This window comes from Paracoccus cavernae (genome assembly GCF_042430175.1).
GTDB classification, from domain to species: Bacteria; Pseudomonadota; Alphaproteobacteria; order Rhodobacterales; family Rhodobacteraceae; genus Paracoccus; species Paracoccus cavernae.
In genome coordinates this window covers 134,704-154,951 of sequence record NZ_JBHMDZ010000013.1, presented here as the reverse complement: position 1 = coordinate 154,951, position 20,248 = coordinate 134,704, and the positions used below count along the sequence as shown (strand labels likewise).

General features: G+C 62.8%; 20 protein-coding genes and 1 tRNA gene. 17 read left to right on the top strand and 4 right to left on the bottom strand.

Features of this window, described 5'->3' with window-relative positions; genetic code table 11:
• Nucleotides 1–19: 19 nt before the first annotated feature.
• A complete protein-coding gene (locus ACFFUC_RS10505; protein WP_377686023.1) occupies nucleotides 20–262 on the bottom strand; it encodes a hypothetical protein in 243 nt (80 codons plus the stop codon).
• Between ACFFUC_RS10505 and ccoN the strand changes: the two genes are divergently transcribed.
• The 8 genes from ccoN (at nucleotide 261) to ccoS (ending at nucleotide 8,332) form a co-directional block, all read left to right on the top strand.
• Entirely contained in the window at nucleotides 261–1,880 is a 1,620-nt protein-coding gene (gene ccoN, locus ACFFUC_RS10500; protein WP_377686021.1) for a cytochrome-c oxidase, cbb3-type subunit I, read from the top strand. The genes ACFFUC_RS10505 and ccoN overlap by 2 nt on opposite strands.
• A gap of 11 nt (nucleotides 1,881–1,891) precedes the next feature.
• The gene (gene ccoO, locus ACFFUC_RS10495) at nucleotides 1,892–2,617 is read left to right on the top strand and encodes a cytochrome-c oxidase, cbb3-type subunit II (protein ID WP_377686019.1); all 726 of its coding nucleotides are present in this window, start codon (nucleotides 1,892–1,894) and stop codon (nucleotides 2,615–2,617) included.
• A 10-nt stretch (nucleotides 2,618–2,627) separates the two neighbouring features.
• Nucleotides 2,628–2,816: a cbb3-type cytochrome c oxidase subunit 3 gene (locus ACFFUC_RS10490; protein ID WP_377686017.1), complete on the top strand. Its 189-nt coding sequence runs from the start codon at nucleotides 2,628–2,630 to the stop codon at nucleotides 2,814–2,816.
• On the top strand, nucleotides 2,816–3,745 hold the full coding sequence (gene ccoP / locus ACFFUC_RS10485) for a cytochrome-c oxidase, cbb3-type subunit III (RefSeq protein WP_377686015.1): 930 nt from the start codon (nucleotides 2,816–2,818) through the stop codon (nucleotides 3,743–3,745). Before ACFFUC_RS10490 ends, ccoP begins: the two co-directional genes overlap by 1 nt.
• Nucleotides 3,746–4,001: 256 nt before the next feature.
• Nucleotides 4,002–5,462 carry a cytochrome c oxidase accessory protein CcoG gene (gene ccoG / locus ACFFUC_RS10480; protein WP_377686013.1) on the top strand — a complete coding sequence of 487 codons (1,461 nt, stop codon included), beginning with the start codon at nucleotides 4,002–4,004 and terminating at the stop codon, nucleotides 5,460–5,462.
• Nucleotides 5,459–5,935 carry a FixH family protein gene (locus ACFFUC_RS10475; protein ID WP_377686012.1) on the top strand — a complete coding sequence of 159 codons (477 nt, stop codon included), beginning with the start codon at nucleotides 5,459–5,461 and terminating at the stop codon, nucleotides 5,933–5,935. Before ccoG ends, ACFFUC_RS10475 begins: the two co-directional genes overlap by 4 nt.
• A gap of 1 nt (nucleotide 5,936) precedes the next feature.
• A complete protein-coding gene (locus tag ACFFUC_RS10470; protein WP_377686011.1) occupies nucleotides 5,937–8,138 on the top strand; it encodes a heavy metal translocating P-type ATPase in 2,202 nt (733 codons plus the stop codon).
• A 20-nt stretch (nucleotides 8,139–8,158) separates the two neighbouring features.
• Nucleotides 8,159–8,332 carry a cbb3-type cytochrome oxidase assembly protein CcoS gene (gene ccoS, locus ACFFUC_RS10465; RefSeq protein WP_377686009.1) on the top strand — a complete coding sequence of 58 codons (174 nt, stop codon included), beginning with the start codon at nucleotides 8,159–8,161 and terminating at the stop codon, nucleotides 8,330–8,332.
• Between the two features lie 107 nt (nucleotides 8,333–8,439).
• Here ccoS and ACFFUC_RS10460 read toward each other — a convergent pair whose 3' ends face one another.
• Nucleotides 8,440–10,077 carry a D-alanyl-D-alanine carboxypeptidase family protein gene (locus ACFFUC_RS10460; RefSeq protein ID WP_377686008.1) on the bottom strand — a complete coding sequence of 546 codons (1,638 nt, stop codon included), beginning with the start codon at nucleotides 10,075–10,077 and terminating at the stop codon, nucleotides 8,440–8,442.
• A 290-nt stretch (nucleotides 10,078–10,367) separates the two neighbouring features.
• On the opposite strand from ACFFUC_RS10460, the gene clpS reads away from it, so the two are divergent.
• From clpS to ACFFUC_RS10445, 3 genes are read left to right on the top strand one after another with little or no spacing between them, the layout of a single operon-like run.
• The gene (gene clpS, locus ACFFUC_RS10455) at nucleotides 10,368–10,685 is read left to right on the top strand and encodes an ATP-dependent Clp protease adapter ClpS (protein ID WP_377686006.1); all 318 of its coding nucleotides are present in this window, start codon (nucleotides 10,368–10,370) and stop codon (nucleotides 10,683–10,685) included.
• 7 nt (nucleotides 10,686–10,692) lie between these two features.
• On the top strand, nucleotides 10,693–11,706 hold the full coding sequence (locus ACFFUC_RS10450; protein WP_377686004.1) for a class I SAM-dependent methyltransferase: 1,014 nt from the start codon (nucleotides 10,693–10,695) through the stop codon (nucleotides 11,704–11,706).
• The gene (locus ACFFUC_RS10445) at nucleotides 11,703–12,509 is read left to right on the top strand and encodes an SDR family NAD(P)-dependent oxidoreductase (RefSeq protein WP_377686002.1); all 807 of its coding nucleotides are present in this window, start codon (nucleotides 11,703–11,705) and stop codon (nucleotides 12,507–12,509) included. Before ACFFUC_RS10450 ends, ACFFUC_RS10445 begins: the two co-directional genes overlap by 4 nt.
• A gap of 26 nt (nucleotides 12,510–12,535) precedes the next feature.
• Here the strand turns inward: ACFFUC_RS10445 and ACFFUC_RS10440 are convergent, their stop codons facing one another.
• On the bottom strand, nucleotides 12,536–12,955 hold the full coding sequence (locus ACFFUC_RS10440; RefSeq protein WP_377686001.1) for a hypothetical protein: 420 nt from the start codon (nucleotides 12,953–12,955) through the stop codon (nucleotides 12,536–12,538).
• 78 nt (nucleotides 12,956–13,033) lie between these two features.
• Here ACFFUC_RS10440 and hemF point away from each other — a divergent pair, with 78 nt between their 5' ends.
• The 4 genes from hemF to ACFFUC_RS10420 all read left to right on the top strand — a co-directional run bounded on the left by hemF (nucleotide 13,034) and on the right by ACFFUC_RS10420 (nucleotide 17,491).
• Nucleotides 13,034–13,894 (top strand): oxygen-dependent coproporphyrinogen oxidase, encoded by an 861-nt coding sequence (gene hemF / locus ACFFUC_RS10435; protein ID WP_377685999.1) that lies wholly within the window; start codon nucleotides 13,034–13,036, stop codon nucleotides 13,892–13,894.
• A gap of 448 nt (nucleotides 13,895–14,342) precedes the next feature.
• The gene (gene ahpC / locus ACFFUC_RS10430; protein WP_377685998.1) at nucleotides 14,343–14,906 is read left to right on the top strand and encodes an alkyl hydroperoxide reductase subunit C; all 564 of its coding nucleotides are present in this window, start codon (nucleotides 14,343–14,345) and stop codon (nucleotides 14,904–14,906) included.
• 29 nt (nucleotides 14,907–14,935) lie between these two features.
• Nucleotides 14,936–16,582 (top strand): alkyl hydroperoxide reductase subunit F, encoded by a 1,647-nt coding sequence (gene ahpF / locus ACFFUC_RS10425; protein ID WP_446686706.1) that lies wholly within the window; start codon nucleotides 14,936–14,938, stop codon nucleotides 16,580–16,582.
• Nucleotides 16,583–16,588: 6 nt separating this feature from the next.
• Nucleotides 16,589–17,491, top strand: a complete 903-nt coding sequence (locus tag ACFFUC_RS10420; protein ID WP_377685996.1) for a LysR substrate-binding domain-containing protein — start codon at nucleotides 16,589–16,591, stop codon at nucleotides 17,489–17,491.
• 15 nt (nucleotides 17,492–17,506) lie between these two features.
• Here ACFFUC_RS10420 and kynU read toward each other — a convergent pair whose 3' ends face one another.
• Complete coding sequence (gene kynU / locus ACFFUC_RS10415) at nucleotides 17,507–18,754, bottom strand: kynureninase (protein ID WP_377685994.1); 1,248 nt, start codon at nucleotides 18,752–18,754, stop codon at nucleotides 17,507–17,509.
• Between the two features lie 211 nt (nucleotides 18,755–18,965).
• On the opposite strand from kynU, the gene ACFFUC_RS10410 reads away from it, so the two are divergent.
• Nucleotides 18,966–19,436, top strand: a complete 471-nt coding sequence (locus ACFFUC_RS10410) for a GNAT family N-acetyltransferase (RefSeq protein ID WP_377685992.1) — start codon at nucleotides 18,966–18,968, stop codon at nucleotides 19,434–19,436.
• Between the two features lie 51 nt (nucleotides 19,437–19,487).
• Nucleotides 19,488–19,564, top strand: a tRNA-Arg gene (locus tag ACFFUC_RS10405).
• Nucleotides 19,565–20,248: the final 684 nt, after the last annotated feature.

The window sequence follows — 20,248 nt, the reverse complement described above, 5'->3', positions numbered from 1 at the left end:
CTGCGCAATTTTAAGAAAATCAGAAACGGCATTGCGCCTTTTCAAACCCCATCATGCCACAGAACGGGGTGCTTGCGTTGATCTCGATCAACCCGCGGATGTGGACGGCGCGCCATTTCGCCACACTATCTTTTCGCAAGAGCTTGACCCAGATCAAAGCCCCGAACGCAAAACCACACGTAGCTGCGATGGTCGGAAGTGTTTTGCGCGCCTCGAAGGGGGCGGGGGCATCCGACCATTGACGAAGGGACTTTGAATTCATGTGGGACACCATCAAGCTGATCGTATTCGGTGCGATTGCGGTTCTGGCCGCGATCGCCGCCAATTACGCGCGCCCCGACGATCCGGCCTATCTGGTCAACGCGATAATCGTGATGCTGGTTGCAGCGATCGCCTTCATTCACGCTTTGCGCCAGAGCGGGAACGAGCAGCCCGGCCTCGATCCGCATCCTGAAACCGAATATCTGGATGGTGTCATCCGTGCCGGCGTGATCGCCACCACCTTCTGGGGGGTCGTGGGCTTTCTGGTCGGCGTGGTCATCGCATTCCAGCTGGCTTTCCCCGCGCTGAACCTGAGCGACTTCGCCCAGGGCTATACCAACTTCGGCAAGCTGCGCCCCCTTCACACTTCGGCGGTGATCTTCGCTTTTGGCGGCAACGCCTTGATCGCGACCTCGTTCTATGTCGTCCAGCGCACCACCGCCGCGCGGCTGTGGGGCGGCAATACCGCTTGGTTCGTCTTCTGGGGCTACAACCTTTTCATCGTGCTGGCAGCGACGGGCTATATCCTCGGCGCGACGCAGTCCAAGGAATATGCAGAGCCCGAATGGTACGTCGACTGGTGGCTGGTTGTCGTCTGGGTGGCCTATCTTGCGGTCTTCCTCGGCACGATCATGAAGCGTCGCGAGCCGCATATCTATGTGGCGAACTGGTTCTACCTCGCATTCATCGTGACCATCGCGATGCTCCACATCATCAACAACCTCTCGGTCCCCGTTTCGGTCTTCGGCTCGAAATCGGTACAGCTGTTCGGCGGCGTGCAGGATGCGATGACGCAGTGGTGGTACGGCCATAACGCGGTCGGTTTCTTCCTGACGGCGGGCTTCCTCGGGATGATGTACTACTTCATCCCCAAACAGGCCGAGCGTCCCGTTTACAGCTACAAACTGTCGATCATCCACTTCTGGGCCCTGATCTTCATGTATATCTGGGCCGGCCCCCACCACCTGCATTACACCGCGCTTCCCGAATGGGCCGCGACCTTGGGCATGGTTTTCTCGATCATGCTGTGGATGCCCAGCTGGGGCGGCATGATCAACGGTCTGATGACGCTTTCGGGCGCATGGGACAAACTGCGCACCGATCCGATCATCCGCATGATGGTTGTCGCGGTGGGCTTTTACGGCATGGCGACCTTCGAGGGTCCGATGATGTCGATCAAAGCCGTCAACTCGCTGTCGCATTACACCGACTGGACCATCGGTCACGTCCATTCCGGCGCACTCGGCTGGAACGGCATGATCACCTTCGGCGCGCTTTACTATCTGACGCCGCGCCTGTGGGGCCGCGACAAGCTGTACTCGCTGCAACTGGTCAGCTGGCACTTCTGGCTCGCGACGATCGGTCTGGTGCTCTACGCGGCCTCGATGTGGGTTTCTGGGATCATGGAAGGCCTGATGTGGCGCGAAGTCGATGCCCAAGGTTTCCTCGTGAACGCATTCGCCGACACTGTTCAGGCCAAATTCGCCATGAACGTGGTGCGCGGTCTGGGCGGCACGCTTTACCTGCTGGGCGGTCTGATCATGGCCTATAACCTCTGGGCCACCGTCGCCAAACAGCCCAAGGCGCATTCCACCATCATCGCTGTCCCGGCCGAATAAGGAGACGGATCATGGCACTTCTTGAAAAGCACAAGATCCTCGAAAAGAACGCCACGCTGCTGCTGGTCTTTTCCTTCCTTGTCGTCACCATCGGCGGCCTCGTGCAGATCGCGCCGCTCTTCTATCTGGAGAATACCATCGAGAAGGTGGAGGGGGTTCGCCCCTACACCCCGCTCGAACTCAAGGGCCGCGACATCTATGTCCGCGAGGGCTGCTATGTCTGCCATAGCCAGATGATCCGCCCGATGCGCGACGAGGTCGAGCGTTACGGCCATTACAGCCTTGCGGCGGAATCGATGTACGACCATCCGTTCCAATGGGGCTCCAAACGGACCGGTCCCGATCTGGCGCGGGTCGGCGGGCGTTACTCGGACGAATGGCATTTCGACCACCTGACCGATCCGCAATCGGTGGTGCCGGAATCGATCATGCCGAAATACGGCTTCCTGACCAACCGCATGATCGAGCCTTCGAACATGAAGGACCGTCTGTTGGCCGACAGTCGCGTGGGTGTTCCCTATGACGAGGCGATGATCGATGCCGCGATCGAGGATTTCCGCGCACAAGCCGATCCCGACCGCGACGCCTCGGGCCTCGAGGAGCGTTATCCGGGTGCCGAGCAGCGCAACTTCGACCGCCGTCCCGGCATTTCGGAGATGGATGCGCTGATCGCCTATCTGCAGGTCATGGGCACGATGGTCGATTTCTCGACCTTCCAGCCGGATCCGGCACGGTAAGGGGGCGATCATGGATACCTACAGCTTCCTGCGTCAACTGGCCGACAGCTGGGTGCTCTTGATGCTTACGCTGTTCTTCATCGGGGTCGCCTTGTTCGCTTGGCGCCCCGGCTCTCGCAGCCTGCATCAGGATGCCGCCGAAAGCATCTTCCGCAATGAAAAGAACCCCGCTCCGGCGGGCGAGATGGAGGTCAAGTAATGGCCGGTCATGACAATACCCATGCGGACAACAACAGTCCGCGCGAAACCCGTGTCGTGCGCGATGCCAAGGGCCGCCGCGAAAAGGTCGAGGTCCCCTCGACCGGCCACGAATGGGACGGGATCCGCGAATACGACAACCCGCTGCCGCGCTGGTGGCTCTGGGTGTTCTATGCGACCGTGGTCTGGGCCTTGTTCTATGTCATCGCCTATCCGGCAATCCCGCTGATCTCGGGCAATACCAAGGGCGTTCTGGACTATACCCCGCGCAAGGAAGTCGCGGCCGAGATCGACAAGTTCAACGCGGCCAATGCTCCCGTTCAGGCCCGTCTGGTCGAAACGCCCGTCGAAGAGATCGCCAAGGATCCCGAACTCGCCAATTACACCGCCAATGCCGGCGCCGCGATCTTCCGCACATGGTGCGCACAATGTCACGGCTCGGGTGCGGCGGGGGCTGTGGGCTATGCGAACCTGCTCGACAACGACTGGCTCTGGGGCGGTTCGGCCGAAGAGATCTACACGACCGTGCGCCACGGCATCCGCAGCCCCTCGGACCCCGAGACGCGCTATTCGGAAATGCCGCGCTTCGGCACCGACGGGATGCTCGACAAGGCGCAGATCGGCGAGGTAGTGGACTATGTTCTCCAGCTTGCTGGCCAGCCGCATGACGCAAAGGCTGCCGCAGCAGGGCAGGTGATCTATGCCGACAACTGCGCCGCCTGTCATGCCGAAGACGGCACGGGCGACCGTGCGCAGGGCGCGCCGAACCTGACCGACGCGATTTGGCTTTACGGGGGCGACAAGGCCACGCTGACGCGCATCGTCTCGAGCGGTCCTTTCGGCGTGATGCCCGCCTGGCACGAGCGCCTCTCCGAGGCCGATATCCGTGCGGTCTCGAGCTATGTCCATAGTCTGGGTGGCGGCGAGTAATACCTCGCAGCACCAGACAAAACGATCTGCGGCGGCGACGCCTCAGAGAGGCGCCAACCCCCGTCCTGTTCGCGCGTTTCAGGGGGTTGGCGTCGTTTTTTCTTTATTTTGCAGATGGTTGTGTTGCGGATGCGACAATCCGGCCCATGCCGGAGCGCAGGACGAAGGCCTAAAGTCGCGCCAGCAAATCTGATGCAGGTCAAGGCGCTGGGCCTTTCTCGCCCCTAGGGTGAAGCTGCGAACAAGGAGAGCCAGTATGTCATCCCCCGAAATCGAGCCGCCGGTTCTTTACCAGGCGCGCGAACCGATTTTTCCTCGGCGGGTCAGCGGAACGTTCCGGAACCTGAAATGGGCGATCATGGGGATCGCCCTTGCAATCTATTACATCACGCCGTGGATCCGCTGGGATCGCGGGCCGAACCTGCCCGATCAGGCGGTCCTCGTCGATATCGCGAACCGGCGTTTCTTCTTTTTCATGGTCGAGATATGGCCGCATGAATTCTATTTCATTGCGGGCCTGCTGATCATGGCGGGGCTGGGACTGTTCCTGTTCACCTCGGCTTACGGTCGGGTCTGGTGCGGCTATGCCTGTCCGCAGACGGTCTGGACCGATCTCTTCATCCAGACCGAGCGCTGGATCGAGGGTGACCGCAACGCCCGCGTGCGTCTGTGGAACGCCAAATGGGACGCCCGCAAATGGCGGCTGCGGCTGACGAAATGGGTCGTCTGGCTGTTGATCGCGGTTCTGACCGGCGGCGCTTGGGTCTTTTACTTCACCGACGCGCCGACGCTTTTGCGCAATCTTTTGACCGGCAATGCCCATCCCGTCGCCTATACGACCATTGCCATCCTGACCGCGACGACCTTTGTCTTCGGCGGTTTCATGCGCGAGCAGATCTGCATCTATGCCTGCCCCTGGCCGCGCATTCAGGCCGCGATGATGGATGAGAATACCCTTACCGTCGCCTATCGCGACTGGCGCGGAGAGCCGCGCGGCAAGATCCACAAGGACGAGCCGACCCGTTCGGACGGCGGCCTCAAGGGCGACTGCATCGATTGCATGGCCTGCGTCAACGTCTGCCCGATGGGGATCGACATCCGCGACGGCCAGCAGCTCGAATGCATCACCTGCGCTTTGTGCATCGACGCCTGCGACGAGGTCATGGACAAGATCGGCAAGCCGCGCGGGCTGATCGACTATATGGCGCTGCAGGACGAAACCAACGAGCGCGCGGGCCAGCCGCCCAAGCCGCTTTTGCGCCATGTCCTGCGGCCGCGCACGCTGCTTTACTTCACGCTTTGGGCGGGGATCGGGGTTGCGCTCGTCGTGGCGCTCTTCCTGCGCTCGCCCTTCGATCTCAACGTGACGCCGGTCAGGAACCCGCTTTTCGTGACCATGTCCGACGGCTCGATCCGCAATACCTACGAGATGCGCCTGCGAAACAAGGGCGGCGATGCGCATGATTTCAAAATCACGGCGACGGATGCTTCCGGTGCGGTGATGGGCGATGTCGTCCTCGGCCTCGAAGGGGTGGAGGGCGATACGGTGGCCGTATCCGCCGATACGACCCATACCCAGCGCATCTACCTGACCGCGCCGCCGCAAGCCGCACTGGCGCGGACCGAGCGCAGCGACATCACCCTCTGGGTCGAGGATCTGACCGATCAAGCCCGTGTGCCGGTGGGCACGATTTTCCACGGAAAGGACAAGAAATGAGCCGTGAACTGACCGGAAAACATGTCTTGGCGATCACCGTTCTGGCCTTTGGCGTGATCATTGCGGTCAATCTGACCATGGCGTTTCAGGCGGTCTCGACTTTTCCGGGGCTCGAGGTGAAAAACAGCTATGTCGCCTCGCAAAGCTTCGACCGCGACCGCGCCGCGCAAGACGCTTTGCACTGGACCGTCACCCCCGATTACGCGGACGGCATCCTGTCGATCACGATCACCGATGCAGCGGGCAATCCCGCGCCGGTCGAGGACTTGGCGGTGACGATCGGCCGTCCGACCCATGTGCGCGACGACCAGACGCCCTATTTCACCTATCACCGCGGGACGTTCAGCACGCCGCTCGCGCTTGGCGAGGGACGCTGGAACATCCATCTCTCCGCGAAAGCGCCGGACGGCACGCTCTTTCGCCAGCGCCTTGACCATTATCAGGGCGCGACCGTGACGGAAGGGGCCGAGTAAGATGGCGGATCTTTCGGCCCACGGCTTCCAGCCCCGCCTGTCGGCTTGCCCCGCCTGCGATGCGGCGCCGCTTGCGCTCGATCTGGCCAAACGTGGCGAGAAAGCCTCGGCGATCCTGCTCTCGCTGCCGGGTATCCATTGCGCGGCCTGCATTTCGGATGTCGAGCGCGTTCTGACGCGCCACCCAGGTGTGCGGGGCGCGCGGGTGAACCTGAGCTTGCGGCGCGTCAGTATCGACGCGCCCGATCTGGTCGCGGCCGACCTGATCCCCGTCGTCGAAAGCATCGGCTACGAGGCGCACGAACTTGACGCCTCCGCATTGGGCGCGACGGCGGCCGACCGCGAGGGGCGCGATCTGCTGATGCGCCTTGGCGTTGCGGGTTTCGCGATGATGAACGTCATGATCTTGTCGGTCGCGGTCTGGTCGGGGGCCGACGCCGCGACCCGCGACATGTTCCACTGGATCTCGGGCGCGATCGCGCTTCCGACGGTGGCCTTCGCGGGCAAGCCTTTCTTTGCAAGCGCATGGCGCGGGCTCAAGCACGGCCGGCTCGGCATGGATTTCCCGATCTCGCTCGCGCTCATCCTCGCCAGTGCGATCTCGGTCTACGAGACGATGAATTCGGGGCAGCATGCCTATTTCGACGGCGTGACCTCCTTGTGCTTCTTCCTGCTGATCGGCCGCTATCTCGACAATCGCGCGCGCTCGGTCGCGCGTTCGGCGGCGCAAGAGCTGACCGCGCTCGAAGTGCCCCGCGCCATCCGCATCAGGGACGGTGCCGAGGAAGCCGTCGCGGTCGCCGATCTGGTGGCGGGCGACGAGGTTCTGGTGCGGCCGGGCGGACGCATTCCGGCGGATGGCCGCATCCTGCGCGGCCACAGCGAGATCGATCGTTCGCTTCTGACCGGAGAGAGCATTCCCGCCCCCGCCGGTCCGGGAAGCCTGTTGTCCGCGGGCGAGGTCAACCTGACCGGCCCCTTGGTGATCGCGGTGACAGCGGTCGGGCGCGACAGCTCGCTGGCGCGGCTCGCCGAGCTGGTTTCGGCGGCGGAATCGGCGCGGGGCCGCTATGCCTCGCTCGCGCAAAAAGCCTCGGAATTTTATACGCCTGTCGTCCATATCCTCGCTTTCACGAGCTTTCTCGGATGGCTGTGGTACACGCGCGATCTGCGGGTCGCGGTCAATATCGCCGCGGCGGTCCTGATCATCACCTGTCCCTGCGCCTTGGGACTTGCGGTTCCGGCGGTCGTGACGACGGCTTCGGGGCGGCTGTTCCGCAAGGGACTTCTGATCAAGGACGGCACCGCTCTTGAACGGCTGGCCGAGGTCGATTGCGTGGTTTTCGACAAGACCGGCACATTGACCATGGGCATGCCGCAGCTGTCCTCGCTGGAGCCGCTCGACGAAAGCGACCGTCCGGCGGCGTTGGCTTTGGCGCAGGCCTCGGCCCATCCCTTGTCGCGCGCCTTGGCGGCGGCGCTGGTGGAGGCCGGCACCACGCCTGCCACGATCACGGACGTGCGCGAACACCCGGGTTTCGGGGTCGAGGCACGCCACGAGGGCGGCGTGATCCGTCTTGGTCGCCCCGACTGGCTCGGGCTCGAAACCGGCGCGGGTCTGACCACGGCGGCGACGGCTTTCCGCGCCGGAGAGGGGCCGGTTCAGGTTCTGGGCTTTAGCGACCGCTTGAGGCCGGGTGCCGGTGATTGTGTCGCGGCGATCCGCGCTTCGGGGCGTCGCGTGATCTTGCTTTCGGGCGATGGCGCCGGCGCGGTTGGCGAAACGGCCGCGCGGCTCGGGATCAAGGAATGGCAGGCCGGCGTTACGCCGACCGGCAAAGCCCAGGCGATTGCCGCGCTGAAGGAAGGGGGCGCGCATGTGCTGATGGTTGGCGACGGGCTCAACGACACGGCTGCGCTGGCTGCGGCCCATGTCGCGATTTCGCCGGCATCGGCGCTGGATGCGGCGCGGGTCGCCTCGGATATCGTGCTTCTCGGCAACGACCTTGCGCCTGTCGCCGAGGCGCTCGAGGTCTCGCGGCGCGCGCGGCTGCGCATCAAGGAAAACTTCGCGATTTCGGCGGGCTATAATGTCATTGCCGTGCCCTTCGCGATCATGGGCTATGCGACACCGCTGTTGGCGGCTTTGGCAATGTCGATCAGCTCGATTACAGTGACGCTGAACGCGTTGCGTCTGCGCTAAGACCAAGAAAGGAGCAAGCGATGGCTGTTCTGGGTTTCCTCATCCCCGTGTCCCTAGCGCTGGGTGCGCTCGGGCTTTGCGCTTTCATCTGGTCGCTCAAGCGCCAGCAATATGACGATCCGGCGGGGGACGCACAGCGCATTCTCCAGCAAGATTGGGACGAGCGCCCGAAGCCCCGGAATGCTCGGGATTAATCGCGCGCATGAAGGGCAGGGGCCTTGTCTGTCAGGCCCGCAATGGAAAAGGCGCGCCCCGATTGGGACGCGCCTTTGTTTTCGAGGCAGATGGTTTTGCGAAAGGCTTACGGGCCGACAACCGTGCAGGCTTGCTGGCGGGCGAGAAGACGGTCGCAGGCGAGGCGGGCCGAGGCCTTGTTCATGCCCGTAAAGGTCGCCTCGAAGCCGCGTTTGGTATTGCCGACGCGACGCAATGCGGTGCCGAGTGCCGCGTTTTCCTGCAGCGAAGTGCGCAGCAGAAGCTGTTCGGCTTCGCTTTGCGAACGGTACATGCCGAGCGAGACGCCATAGGCTTTGCCGCCGCCGCTCGAGATGCGCGAGACGACTTCGGTTGCTTCCATCGCGTCACCGGCCTCCATCTCGGGCGACATCGAGGCGAGAATGATCGTATCCTCGCGCCGCGCCGGACTATGGGCCGCCAGCTGCAGGGTTTCGGGCTGCGGCTGGTTGGTTTGCACGAAGATCGCGCCCGGCGCTGCCGCACCTGCCGCCGAAGCGGGGATCAGCGACGGGTTGCCGATATCGAGGCTGCTGACTTCGTCGCCGCCGCGCTTGGCTTTGCGCGCCGGACGGGCCGAGCTCGAAAGGGTGCCGGTATTCGCCGGAACCGGCGCGGTTTCGGCCAGATCGACATCCTCGACCGGCGAGGATTTCGTCGCGATCACGGCAGAAGATGTCGAGCCCGGCCGACGCTGCGGGCGCGCGCTGGCATCAAGCGCTGCTGCGGCCGCATTGCTTTGCGCTTCGGTGTTCGCGCCGCGGACCGCCGCGACGATCGCGCCGGGACTGACCACCGAGGCCGCGCTGGCCCGTGCGGCCGGACGCGCGGAAGTCGAGATCTTGAACGGTTCGGGGGCCGCCTGCGTCGGTTCCGCCCGAGCCACCTGGATCGTGCGCTTAATATCGCGTTGAACCATATACTGCGGAGGCTCGGGCTTTACCTCCTTTACGCGGGTGGGGGCCTTTCCGAAGCCGGTGTCGAGCAGCTGCTTCATCACCTGCGTGCGGTGCGCGGTCGATTGACCACCCAGAACCGTGGCGATGATACGCTTGTTGCCGCGTTTCGCCGAAGCCGTCAGGTTGAATCCTGCCGCGCGGGTATAGCCGGTCTTGATCCCGTCCGCGCCTTCGTATTCGTCAAGAAAACGGCGGTTGGTGCTGGTCACATTGGCAATGCCCGCATCGGCCGAACGGCGCGAGAAAATCGAATAATACTGGGGGAAATCGTAAAACAGGCGGCGGCCGAGCGTGCTCATGTCGCGTGCCGTGGAATAATGGCCTTCCGCCGTGAGGCCGTTGGCATTGCGGAAATTCGAGTTGTTCATCCCGAGATTGCGCGCCATTGCAGTCATCTGGCGGGCGAAAACCGCCTCGGAACCGCCGCCGAGACCCTCGCCGATCGTGGTCGCGGCGTCATTGGCCGATTTCACGGCTGCGGCGCGGATCAGATAGCGCAGCTCGATCCGCTGGCCCGCCTTGAGGCCGAGGCGCGACGGCTGCTGCCCGGCCGCATGCTGCGAGACCAGAAACTTGGTATCCAGCCGCACCTGACCACGCTCGATCGCCGTGAAGGCAAGATAAAGCGTCATCATCTTCGTCAAAGATGCAGGATGCAGCCTCGTGTCCGCATTCTGCGCATAGATTTCTTTACCCGACCTTGCGTCCATGACGAAGGCGGCAAAGGGGGCTGCGCTTGCCGCCATGGGCAAAGCACATGCCAACAGGACCAATAGTCCCGCACGGAGGCGTGTGGTGATTCTGCTCACTGTCCGATCTCATCTGCCTGCGAGGACCCGTTCATTATGCGGGTCCTTCCTTAATTTAGGCATAATAGCACGCTATGGCCGCTGCGAAAACAACCGTTTTCCGCAATTGTCACATGGGCGGGTCTTTGCCATAACAGAGCTTGACGTGCCCGGGGCTTACATATGCGGGCAAAACGCCTATATCTTGCGACATGCCCCTTAACCCATCTGACCTGACAGAAGTGATCATGACGAGCACTCCCAACGACCGTGACGACGTCGATTTAGCGGTCAAGACAAAAACCCGCACCCAGCGCCCGCCCTTGTACAAGGTTTTGCTGCTCAACGACGATTTCACGCCGATGGAATTCGTCGTCTATGTGCTGGAACGCCTCTTTTCGCTGACGCATGCTCAGGCTATCGAGATCATGCTGACCGTGCACCGCAAGGGTGTTGCGGTCGTCGGTGTTTTCTCGCACGAGATCGCCGAGACCAAGGTCGCCCAAGTCATGGAACTGGCGCGGCGACAGCAGCATCCGCTGCAATGCACGATGGAAAAAGAATAGGAAAACCGTGTCCGGATCGCGAATTGAATTAGCCTACGGTGACCAGCCCCCCGTCGGGCGTATGCTCTTGCTCGGAGCGGGGCGCGATTTCGATCTGACGCCCTTCGACCCCGGCCAAACCCAGATCGTACAAGGGTTTTTCCCCGATGTGCAGGCACTGGAAGGCTGGGGCTACGACATCGTGACCGAGCCGCGGGGCGCATTCGCTCAGGCGCTGGTCGTCATCCCGCGTTCGCGCGCCTTGGCGCGGGCACGGCTGGCGCAGGCCTCGGCACTTTTGCCCGAAGGGGCGGCGCTCTGGATCGACGGCCTCAAGACCGACGGGATCGATTCCGTTCTGCGCGAGATCCGCGGCCTTCTGCCGGTCGAAGAGGTCCATTCGCGCGCCCACGGCAAGATCTTCCGCGTGACCATTCCGGCCGATCGCTGGTATCCGCAGGAGTGGGTCGCGACCGCGACCGAGGTCGCGCCGGGCTTTTCGACGGTTCCGGGCGTCTTTTCCGCCGACGGTCCCGATCCGGCTTCGGTAGCTCTGGTTGCGCATCTCCCCGAGAAAATGCCGACGCGCGTTGTCGATCTCGGCGCGGGCTGGGGCTGGCTTTCGGCACAGATCCTTGCGCGACCGGGTGTCGAGGTCCTGCATCTGGTCGAGGCCGATGCCGCCTCGCTCGATTGCGCCAAGCGCAATGTGGTTGATCCGCGCGCGCGTTTCCACTGGACCGACGCTTTGACCTTCGCGCTTTCCGAGCCGGTCAACGGCGTGGTGATGAACCCGCCGTTCCACGAGGGGCGCAAGGCCGATCCGGCTTTGGGCGCGGGCTTCATCCAGACCGCCGCGCGGCTTTTGACGGGGGCGGGGCGCCTTTGGATGGTGGCAAACCGCCATCTGCCCTACGAGGCGGTTCTGCGCGACAACTTTGCCGATGTTTCCGAGATCGGAGGCGATTCCCGCTTCAAGATCCTGACCGCCAGCGGTGCGGGCCGTGGTGCCGTCGCGCGCAAAAAGGGTCGCAAATCGTGAACACTTCGCTTCAGGGCAAGACCGCCATCGTGACCGGCGCCGGACGCGGCATCGGACTTGCGATCGCGCGCCACTTCCGCGAGGCGGGTGCGAATGTCGTCTATGCCGATGGCGACGAGGCCGCGCTCGAGGCGGAGCTGGGGGCCGACATGCACGGCCATGACCAGGTGCGCGGCTTTTCGGGCGATCTCGGCCAAAAGCTTACCTTGGCCAATCTGGTCTCGGCGACGATCGACAGTTTCGAGCGCATCGACATTTTGGTGAACGCCCATCGCAACGTCCAGTTCTGCGACCCGCTGACGGTCGAGGAGGAGCTGATGGGCGATATGATGCGCCAGAACATGAGCTCGGCGCTGAAATTGTCGCAGATGGTTGCAAAGCGCATGACCGCACAGGCCGAGATCGACCAGCCCGAGATTCAGGCCGGCTCGATCATCAACCTGACCTCGCTTGCCGCCGACCGTCCGCAACCGCAGATGATGGCCTATTCGATCGCCAGCGCCGCGCAGGCGCAAGCCACACGCTCGCTGGCGATGGCGCTTGCGCCCAAGAAAATCCGCGTGAACGGCATCGCTTTTGCCAGCATCATGTCGAATGTGCTCCAGAGCAGCCTCAAGGCCGAGCCGGGGCTGCGCGAGCGGCTGGTGGCGGCAACGCCTTTGGGCCGCATCGCGGGAGCCGAAGAGATCGGCCCCGCAGCGCAGTTTCTGGCAAGCGAAGCATCGAGCTTCATCACCGGCCAAATCCTGCGCGTCGACGGCGGCCGCAGCCTCGCCGATGCGCTGACGCCGCCGGTCTACTGATCCTTTTTCACGACAGGGCAGGCGGCCTATTTGGCCGTCGTTTCCTCGGGATAGGCCGCGCGGCATGCGCTGACGGCGGCATTGGCCTGTTTGGCCAAAGCGGCGCGGCGCTCGACGAGATTGTCGCGTTTGCGCTTTTCCGAAGCGGGATCGATCGGCACGCGGTAGCGCTCGGTATCGGTGACATCGCGCAGACAGGGGCGCGAGATCAGCACGGGTTCGCCGCCTTTTCCGCGCACCCATGCACGGCAGTCATCCCATTCGGTGCGGGTGACCTCGCGTTCCTGCCAGGCATAGCCGCGCGCGATATTTCCTTCGACCTCGGCCAGAAGCGAAGAAATCGTGCGGTATTCCGAAGTGTTGCGGCGGATGCATTGCTCCTGCGGCGTACCGCAGGCGGTCAGCACCAGAACCGGAAGAAGGGCGAAGGCAATGTTGCGGGACATGGGGCGGACCTGTAGTGGTTGCTACGCGCCCAATGTCGCGGACTTGGCGCGGTAATTCAAGATGCGTGGAGAACGGCAATGATGATGATGGAAGAGCGCAAAGAGGCCGCCGCCTGGTTTCATGAGCTGCGTGACCAGATCGTCGCGGCTTTCGAGGGGCTCGAGGACCGCAGCGCGGGCGAAGGCCCCGCCGGCCGTTTCGAGGTCACCCCGACTTCGCGTCCCAATAACGGCGGCGGCGGCATCATGTCGGTGATGCGTGGCGGCCGCGTTTTCGAGAAGGTCGGCGTCAACTGGTCCGAGGTTCATGGCGAGCTTGCCCCGCAGGCGCAGGCGGCGATGACCGCGCGCGGTGTGCCGGGCGTGGCCGAGGATCCGCGTTTCTGGGCCAGCGGCATCAGCCTTGTCGCCCATATGCAAAACCCCCACGCACCGGCCGTCCACATGAACACGCGGATGTTCTGGACGCCCTCGGCCTGGTGGTTCGGCGGCGGCACCGACCTCAACCCCTGCCTCGAATATGACGCGGATACGCGCTTTTTCCATCAGGTTCTGAAAGATGCCTGCGACCCCTATGATGCGGGCTATTATCCGCGCTTCAAGGAATGGGCGGACGAGTATTTCTTTATTCCGCATCGCGGCCGCGCGCGCGGCGTCGGCGGGATCTTCTACGACGATCTCAACACCGGCGACTGGCGCGCCGATTTCGACTTTACCCGCGCCGTGGGCGAGGCTTTCCTGCCCGCCTTCCTGCCCTTGGCCGAGGCGCGCTCGAAACAGGATTGGACCGCGGACGACCGCGAGGCGCAGCTGGTCCATCGCGGCCTCTATGCCGAATACAACCTCGTCTATGATCGCGGCACGAAGTTCGGCCTCGCGACGGGCCATGATCCCAATGCGGTCCTGATGAGCCTTCCGCCCTTGGCGAAGTGGATCTGAGACCACAGACCTGAACCCCTTGCGACGGATGCGCGGCCCCTTTCGGGGCCGTTGCCTTTTCGGGGGTGGGGGGTGTCTGTGGCGATGCGCGGCGGAATGTCGCAGCGCAGCATAAAGGGGCGCGTAGACGGCGGGGTCCGGGGCTGGTGGTTTTGAAAGGGGCGTAGTCTCTTTTGTGTCGCGACCATGTGCAGGCGCGAGAGAATGTCCCGAAAACTGCGCGTAACGCCCGAAAAACACAAGAAAACCGTCAAACTTTAGTCTGGTTTCAAACATTCCGTCCGCGGTGCCTTTCGGGCAAGCGATGCGCGAAAGCAGGAATTGCTGGGCTTTTCGCGCGCGCAGAAAGATTGATAGATATTATATATCAGAAGTGACATTTCAATCTATTTTACATTCGCTCCGGCAGGACCTAGATCAAGTTCAACCATTCTGAAAGGACACGATCATGGCTCTGATCAACACCAAAATCCGCCCCTTCAAAGCGCAGGCTTTCAAACAGGGCAAATTCATTGAAGTCACCGATGCCGACATCTCGGGCAAATGGGCCGTGTTCTTCTTCTATCCGGCCGATTTCACCTTTGTCTGCCCGACCGAGCTGGGCGATGTCGCCGACCATTATGAAGAACTGCAGAAAATGGGCGTCGAGGTGTTCTCGGTTTCGACCGACACCCACTTCACCCACAAAGCCTGGCACGACAGCTCGGAGACGATCGGCAAGATCCAGTATGCGATGATCGGCGATCCGGTCGGCATCCTGACCCGCAACTTCGACGCGATGCGCGAAGCCGAAGGTCTGGCCGATCGCGCGACCTTCATCGTCGATCCGGACGGCATCATCCAGGCGATGGAAATCACCGCCGAAGGCATCGGCCGCGACGCGACCGACCTCGTGCGCAAGCTCAAAGCCGCACAATACGTCCGCGCGCATCCCGGTGAAGTTTGCCCCGCGAAATGGAAAGAGGGCGAAGAGACGCTGGCACCCTCGCTCGACCTCGTCGGCAAGATCTGAGGCCGAAGCCTCTTTCGGGTATTTTCCTGATGAAGAACGGCTCTCCGGCACCGGTCGGGGAGCTTCACACCGGCGCGAGACCGCGCCGCGCAACCCGTGAGGACGACATGCTCGACGCCAATCTGAAAACCCAGCTCAAAGCCTATCTGGAACGGGTGACCCGTCCGGTCGTGATCACGGCTTTTGCCGATGATGGTGCGAAATCCCGCGACATGCTGGAGCTGCTGGAGGAAATCCGCGAGCTTTCCGACAAGATCACGGTCACGCGCGGCGACGATGCGGCGCGCGTGCCGTCCTTTGCTCTGAGCTCGCCCGGCGAGGATATCAGCCTGACCTTTGCCGGTCTGCCGATGGGGCACGAGTTCACCTCGCTGGTTTTGGCGCTGTTGCAGGTCGGTGGCTATCCGCCGAAACTCGAGCAGGCGGTTCTCGACCAGATCCGCGGTCTCGAGGGCAGCTTCAAATTCGAGACCTATTTCTCGCTGTCCTGCCAGAACTGCCCCGATGTGGTGCAGGCGCTCAACCTGATGGCGGTTCTCAACCCGGGGATCGAGCATGTCGCGATCGACGGGGCGCTGTTCCAGCCCGAGGTCGAAGCGCGCCAGATCATGTCGGTGCCGGCGATCTATCTCAACGGCCAGCCCTTTGCTTCGGGCCGCATGAGTGCCGAAGAAATCCTTGCCAAGATCGATACCGGTGCCGCGAATCGTGCGGCCGATGCCGTCAATGCGCAGGCGCCTTTCGACGTTTTGGTCGTCGGTGGCGGGCCGGCCGGTGCGGCTGCGGCGGTCTATGCCGCGCGCAAGGGCATCCGCACGGGTGTCGCGGCCGAGCGTTTCGGCGGGCAGGTGCTTGATACGATGGCGATCGAGAATTTTATCTCGGTGCCCCATACCGAAGGGCCGAAACTGGCCGCGGCGCTGGAAACCCATGTGCGAGAATATGATGTCGAGGTCATGAACCTTCAGACCGCGACCAAGCTCGAGGCGGTCGAGGGCGGCTTCCGAGTCACCATGGCCTCGGGTGCTGCACTGACTGCGGCTTCGGTCGTGCTGTCTACCGGCGCGCGCTGGCGCAAGATGGGGGTTCCTGGCGAGCAGGATTACCTCAACAAAGGCGTGGCCTTCTGCCCCCATTGCGACGGGCCTTTGTTCAAGGGCAAGCGCATTGCGGTAATCGGCGGCGGGAACTCGGGCGTCGAGGCGGCGATCGATCTGGCGGGGCTGGTGGCCCATGTCACCTTGATCGAATTCGACAAGCAGCTGCGCGCCGATGATGTCTTGCAGCGCAAATTGCGCAGCCTGAAAAACGTCACGATCCTGACCCATGCCAAAACCACCGAAGTCAAGGGCGACGGCACCCGCGTCACCGGTCTGGCCTACGAGGACCGCACCAGCGGCGAGATCCGCGAGATCGCGCTCGAGGGCATCTTCGTCCAGATCGGGCTGATGCCGAATACCGATTGGCTCAAGGGCACGATCGATCTGAGCCCGCGCGGTGAAATCGTCGTCGATGCCCATGGCGCGACCTCGATGCCCGGTGTTTTCGCGGCAGGTGACTGCACCACGACGCCCTACAAGCAGATCGTGATCGCGATGGGCGAGGGGGCGAAGGCCTCGCTTGCGGCCTTTGATCACCTGATCCGCGTCTCGGCCCCCGAAGAAAAGGCGGCGTAAAGCGCGATGAACCTGCGTGAGCTGGAATATCTGGTGGCGCTGGCGGATCAGCGGAACTTCCGCCGCGCCGCCGAGATCTGCGGTGTCAGCCAGCCCACGGTTTCGACCCAGCTCAAGAAGCTGGAGGAAGAACTGGGCGTGGCGCTGGTCGAACGAGTGCCACGCAACGTGATTTTCACCGCTGCGGGCCAAGAGGCTTTGGCCCGCGCCCGCCGCATCCTCGACGAGGTGGCGCAGATGCGCGGCGACGCCGCGCGTCACGGCGAATCCGGCACGACGCGGCTACGTTTGGGCGTTTTCCCGACGCTCGCGCCCTATCTTCTGCCTCATATCGTGCCGCGCTTCATCGCGGGTTTTCCCGATGTCGAGCTGCTTTTGACCGAGGAAAAAAGCGATCTTCTGGTGCGTCGTCTGGTCGAGGGCCAGATCGATGCCGCGCTTTTGGCCTTGCCGGTCCATGATAGCCATTTGACCGGCAAGGTCTTGTTCCGCGAGCCTTTCTTTTTGGCCGTGCCGGGCAATCATGCGCTTGCCTCGGCCAAATCGGTCGGCCCCGGAGCTTTGGCCGATCAAAGCCTGATGCTCCTCGAGGAGGGCCATTGCCTGCGCGAACAAGCGCTCGAGCTTTGCAGGCTGTCTGGCGCGGTCGAGCGCAGCGGCTTTCGCGGCACAAGCCTCGAGACCCTGCGCCAGATGGTGGTGGCGGGTGTCGGCATCACCCTTTTGCCGGCCCTTGCCGGCAATGCCGGTCAGGGCGGCGAGCACGAGATGAAGGTTCTGCCTTTCGAGGACGGCAATGTCAGCCGCCGCATCGGTCTGTTTTGGCGGCGGACCTCTTCCATGGGACGGCTGATGGAGGAAACCGCCAGCCTGATCGCCGAAGTGGCGCAAGAGCGGCTGGCGGCCTGAGGGGCGATCCTCGGATCAGGTCACCGCGCTGCGGGCGGCAAAACGCGGCTCGCGCCAGATGCCGGAGTCCAGCACCTCGCGCAGGATCTCGACCGCGTTCCAGACATCTTCATGGCTCAGATAAAGCGGCGTGAACCCGAAGCGGAGCACGTCGGGGGCGCGGAAGTCGCCGATCACATTGCGCTCGATCAGGGCCTGCATGACCGGATAGGCCTCGGGATGGGAGAAGGAGACCTGAGAGCCGCGAAGATCGCGATCGCGCGTCGTCTGAAGCACAAGCCCGTGGCCCGCGCAGCGGTTTTCGACCAAAGCGATGAACAGATCGGTCAGGCTTTGGCTTTTGGCGCGCAGCGCCGCCATATCGACCCGCTCCCACATCGCGAGCGCGCCTTTGAGCGCGCGCAGCGACAGGATGGGCTGGGTGCCGCAGAGAAATTTCGCAATGCCCTGATGGGCGTCGTAGCGCGTCTCGAAGGCGAAGGGGCGGGCATGGCCCCACCAGCCGGAAAGCGGTTGGCTGAGCTCCGCATGATGGCGGGTGGCGGCATAGAGAAAGGCCGGCGCGCCCGGGCCGCCATTGAGGTATTTATAGCTGCATCCGACCGCGAAATCGGCATGCGCGCCATCCAGCTCGATGGGCACCGCGCCCGCGCTATGGCAGAGGTCCCAGATGACCAGCGCACCCGCCGCGTGGATCTTGGCCGTCAGCGCCGCCATGTCGAGCAGGCTGCCGCTGCGGTAATTCACATGGTTGAGCAGAACGACCGCCACATCGTCGTCCAGCATCTCTTCGATCCGTGCGCCGTCGACCCCTTCGAGGCGCAGTGTCAGGCCCGGCCGCGTGGCGACCAGCCCCTCGGCGATATAGAGATCGGTGGGAAAGCTCGAGGCTTCGGCAAGGATCGTGCCGCGTCCCGGGCGCAGAGAAAGAGCGGCGCTCAGGGCTTTGAAAATATTGATCGAGGTACTGTCGCTGACCGCAACCTGACCGGCCGCCGCACCGATGATCGCCCCGATCCGGTCGCCCAGCTCCAGCGGAAGCTGGAACCAGTTCGCCGAGTTCCAGCTGCGGATCAGGTCTTGCGACCATTCCTGACGCGCGGCCTGTTCAAGCTCCGAGAGCGCTTCTTTCGGCGCGGGGCCAAGCGAGTTGCCGTCGAAATAGATCATGCCCTCGGGCAATACGAATTCGGATCGGAAAGCCGCCAGAACATCCGTGGCGTCACGGTGGCGAAGCGCATCGAGGGTCGGGAGATCGGTCATGGGGCCTGCCGCGAAAGGGGCGGGCAGAGCCCGCAGGGTAAGATCTGGGCTAAAGTCTGCGTGTTTCCAAGGCGCTGTAAAGCCCCGCCGCTGCTCGGGCTTTTGGAAGCCTCGTGACCGGCAGGGGGCGGGTTGCGGGAAATGCGGGCGCGGCCCTCGACAAGCGCGGCATTCTCTGGAAAACCGGCGCCATCAGGTAAAGGGGCAGGGTATGGCCGAGAATTTGACGACGACGCGCGAGTCGCCTTTGGCGCAAGATCTGGCTTTGCTTTTCGAGCGCCACACCATCGACATGCATGCCGATACCCCGCCCGAATCGATCCATATGATGCCGCGCGAGACGCTTGAGCACCCCGATATCGGCTTCTACACCATCCGCGACCACGGCCGCGCGGTCGCGATGGGGGCGGTCAAGCGCATCGCACCCGATCATGGCGAGGTGAAGTCCATGCATGTCCTTGCAGAGGATCGCGGCCGCGGCCATTCGCGCCGGATGCTCGAGGCTTTGATCGGTCATGCCCGCGCCGAAGGCTTTGCCCGCCTCAGCCTTGAAACAGGCATCCAGCCGACCTTCATCGCGGCCCGCGCCCTCTATGCCCGCGCGGGCTTTCGCGAATGTCCGCCCTTTGAAGGCTACGGAGAGGATCCCAACAGCGTTTTCATGACCCTCGCACTCGATTGATGCAGAGGGGAGGTTGATTTGGCCGCAAAGCTGGTCCAAGACTGCCTCGACGGTCCCGTAGCTCAGTTGGATAGAGCAGCCGCCTTCTAAGCGGCTGGTCGGGGGTTCGAATCCTCCCGGGATCGCCAGATCTATATCTCCTTATTTTATTTCAATCCTTTGCGGCGCGGTTTCCGTTGTGGGTGGGGACGGTTTTCAAACCCTGTTCCGGTTCCGCCCCAGAGAGGATCAGAAAACAGTCTGGGGGACTGTTTCCCCTTCAAACAGCTTGAGGCGCTCCATTTGCGCGTCGCTCAGCCAATAAAGGTTGCTCATCGGTCAGAGCTCCTTGCGGAGCCTGCATCACGCCAGAAGACTGAAATCAATGGGCCTTGAGCCTGGTCTGATTTTGGACTCGGGGGTCAGAATGCTTGGGCTTTTTCGTCGTCGCGAAGATTTCAAGACAAAGCTCGATTCTTCCTTGAAAGAATCGGCAAAAGAAAACGGACGGATGTCGGCAAGCGAGCGAGCGCAAACCGAACCGATAGTCCACGGCACTTTCCGTTCTGCGCTGTAAGTCTGTAAGTCTGGAAGCCTTGACGGCAAAGGCGGCACCATCGCCATCACCTTTGCCGCTGATGGCTACTTGATTTCCCGGGGATGGCACCCAAGCGATTGCGGCATCGTGCATTGCTTCAGCGTCGTATGGTGCAAAAACTGTAGCATCACAGCTTGCTTCCGGCGCGAGGCGCGTTGGTAATCATTTCGTTGTGAATGATGTTTATACATGCCGAGCATGTTGGACAGTGCCAGATAGTTGTTCCATTCAGACG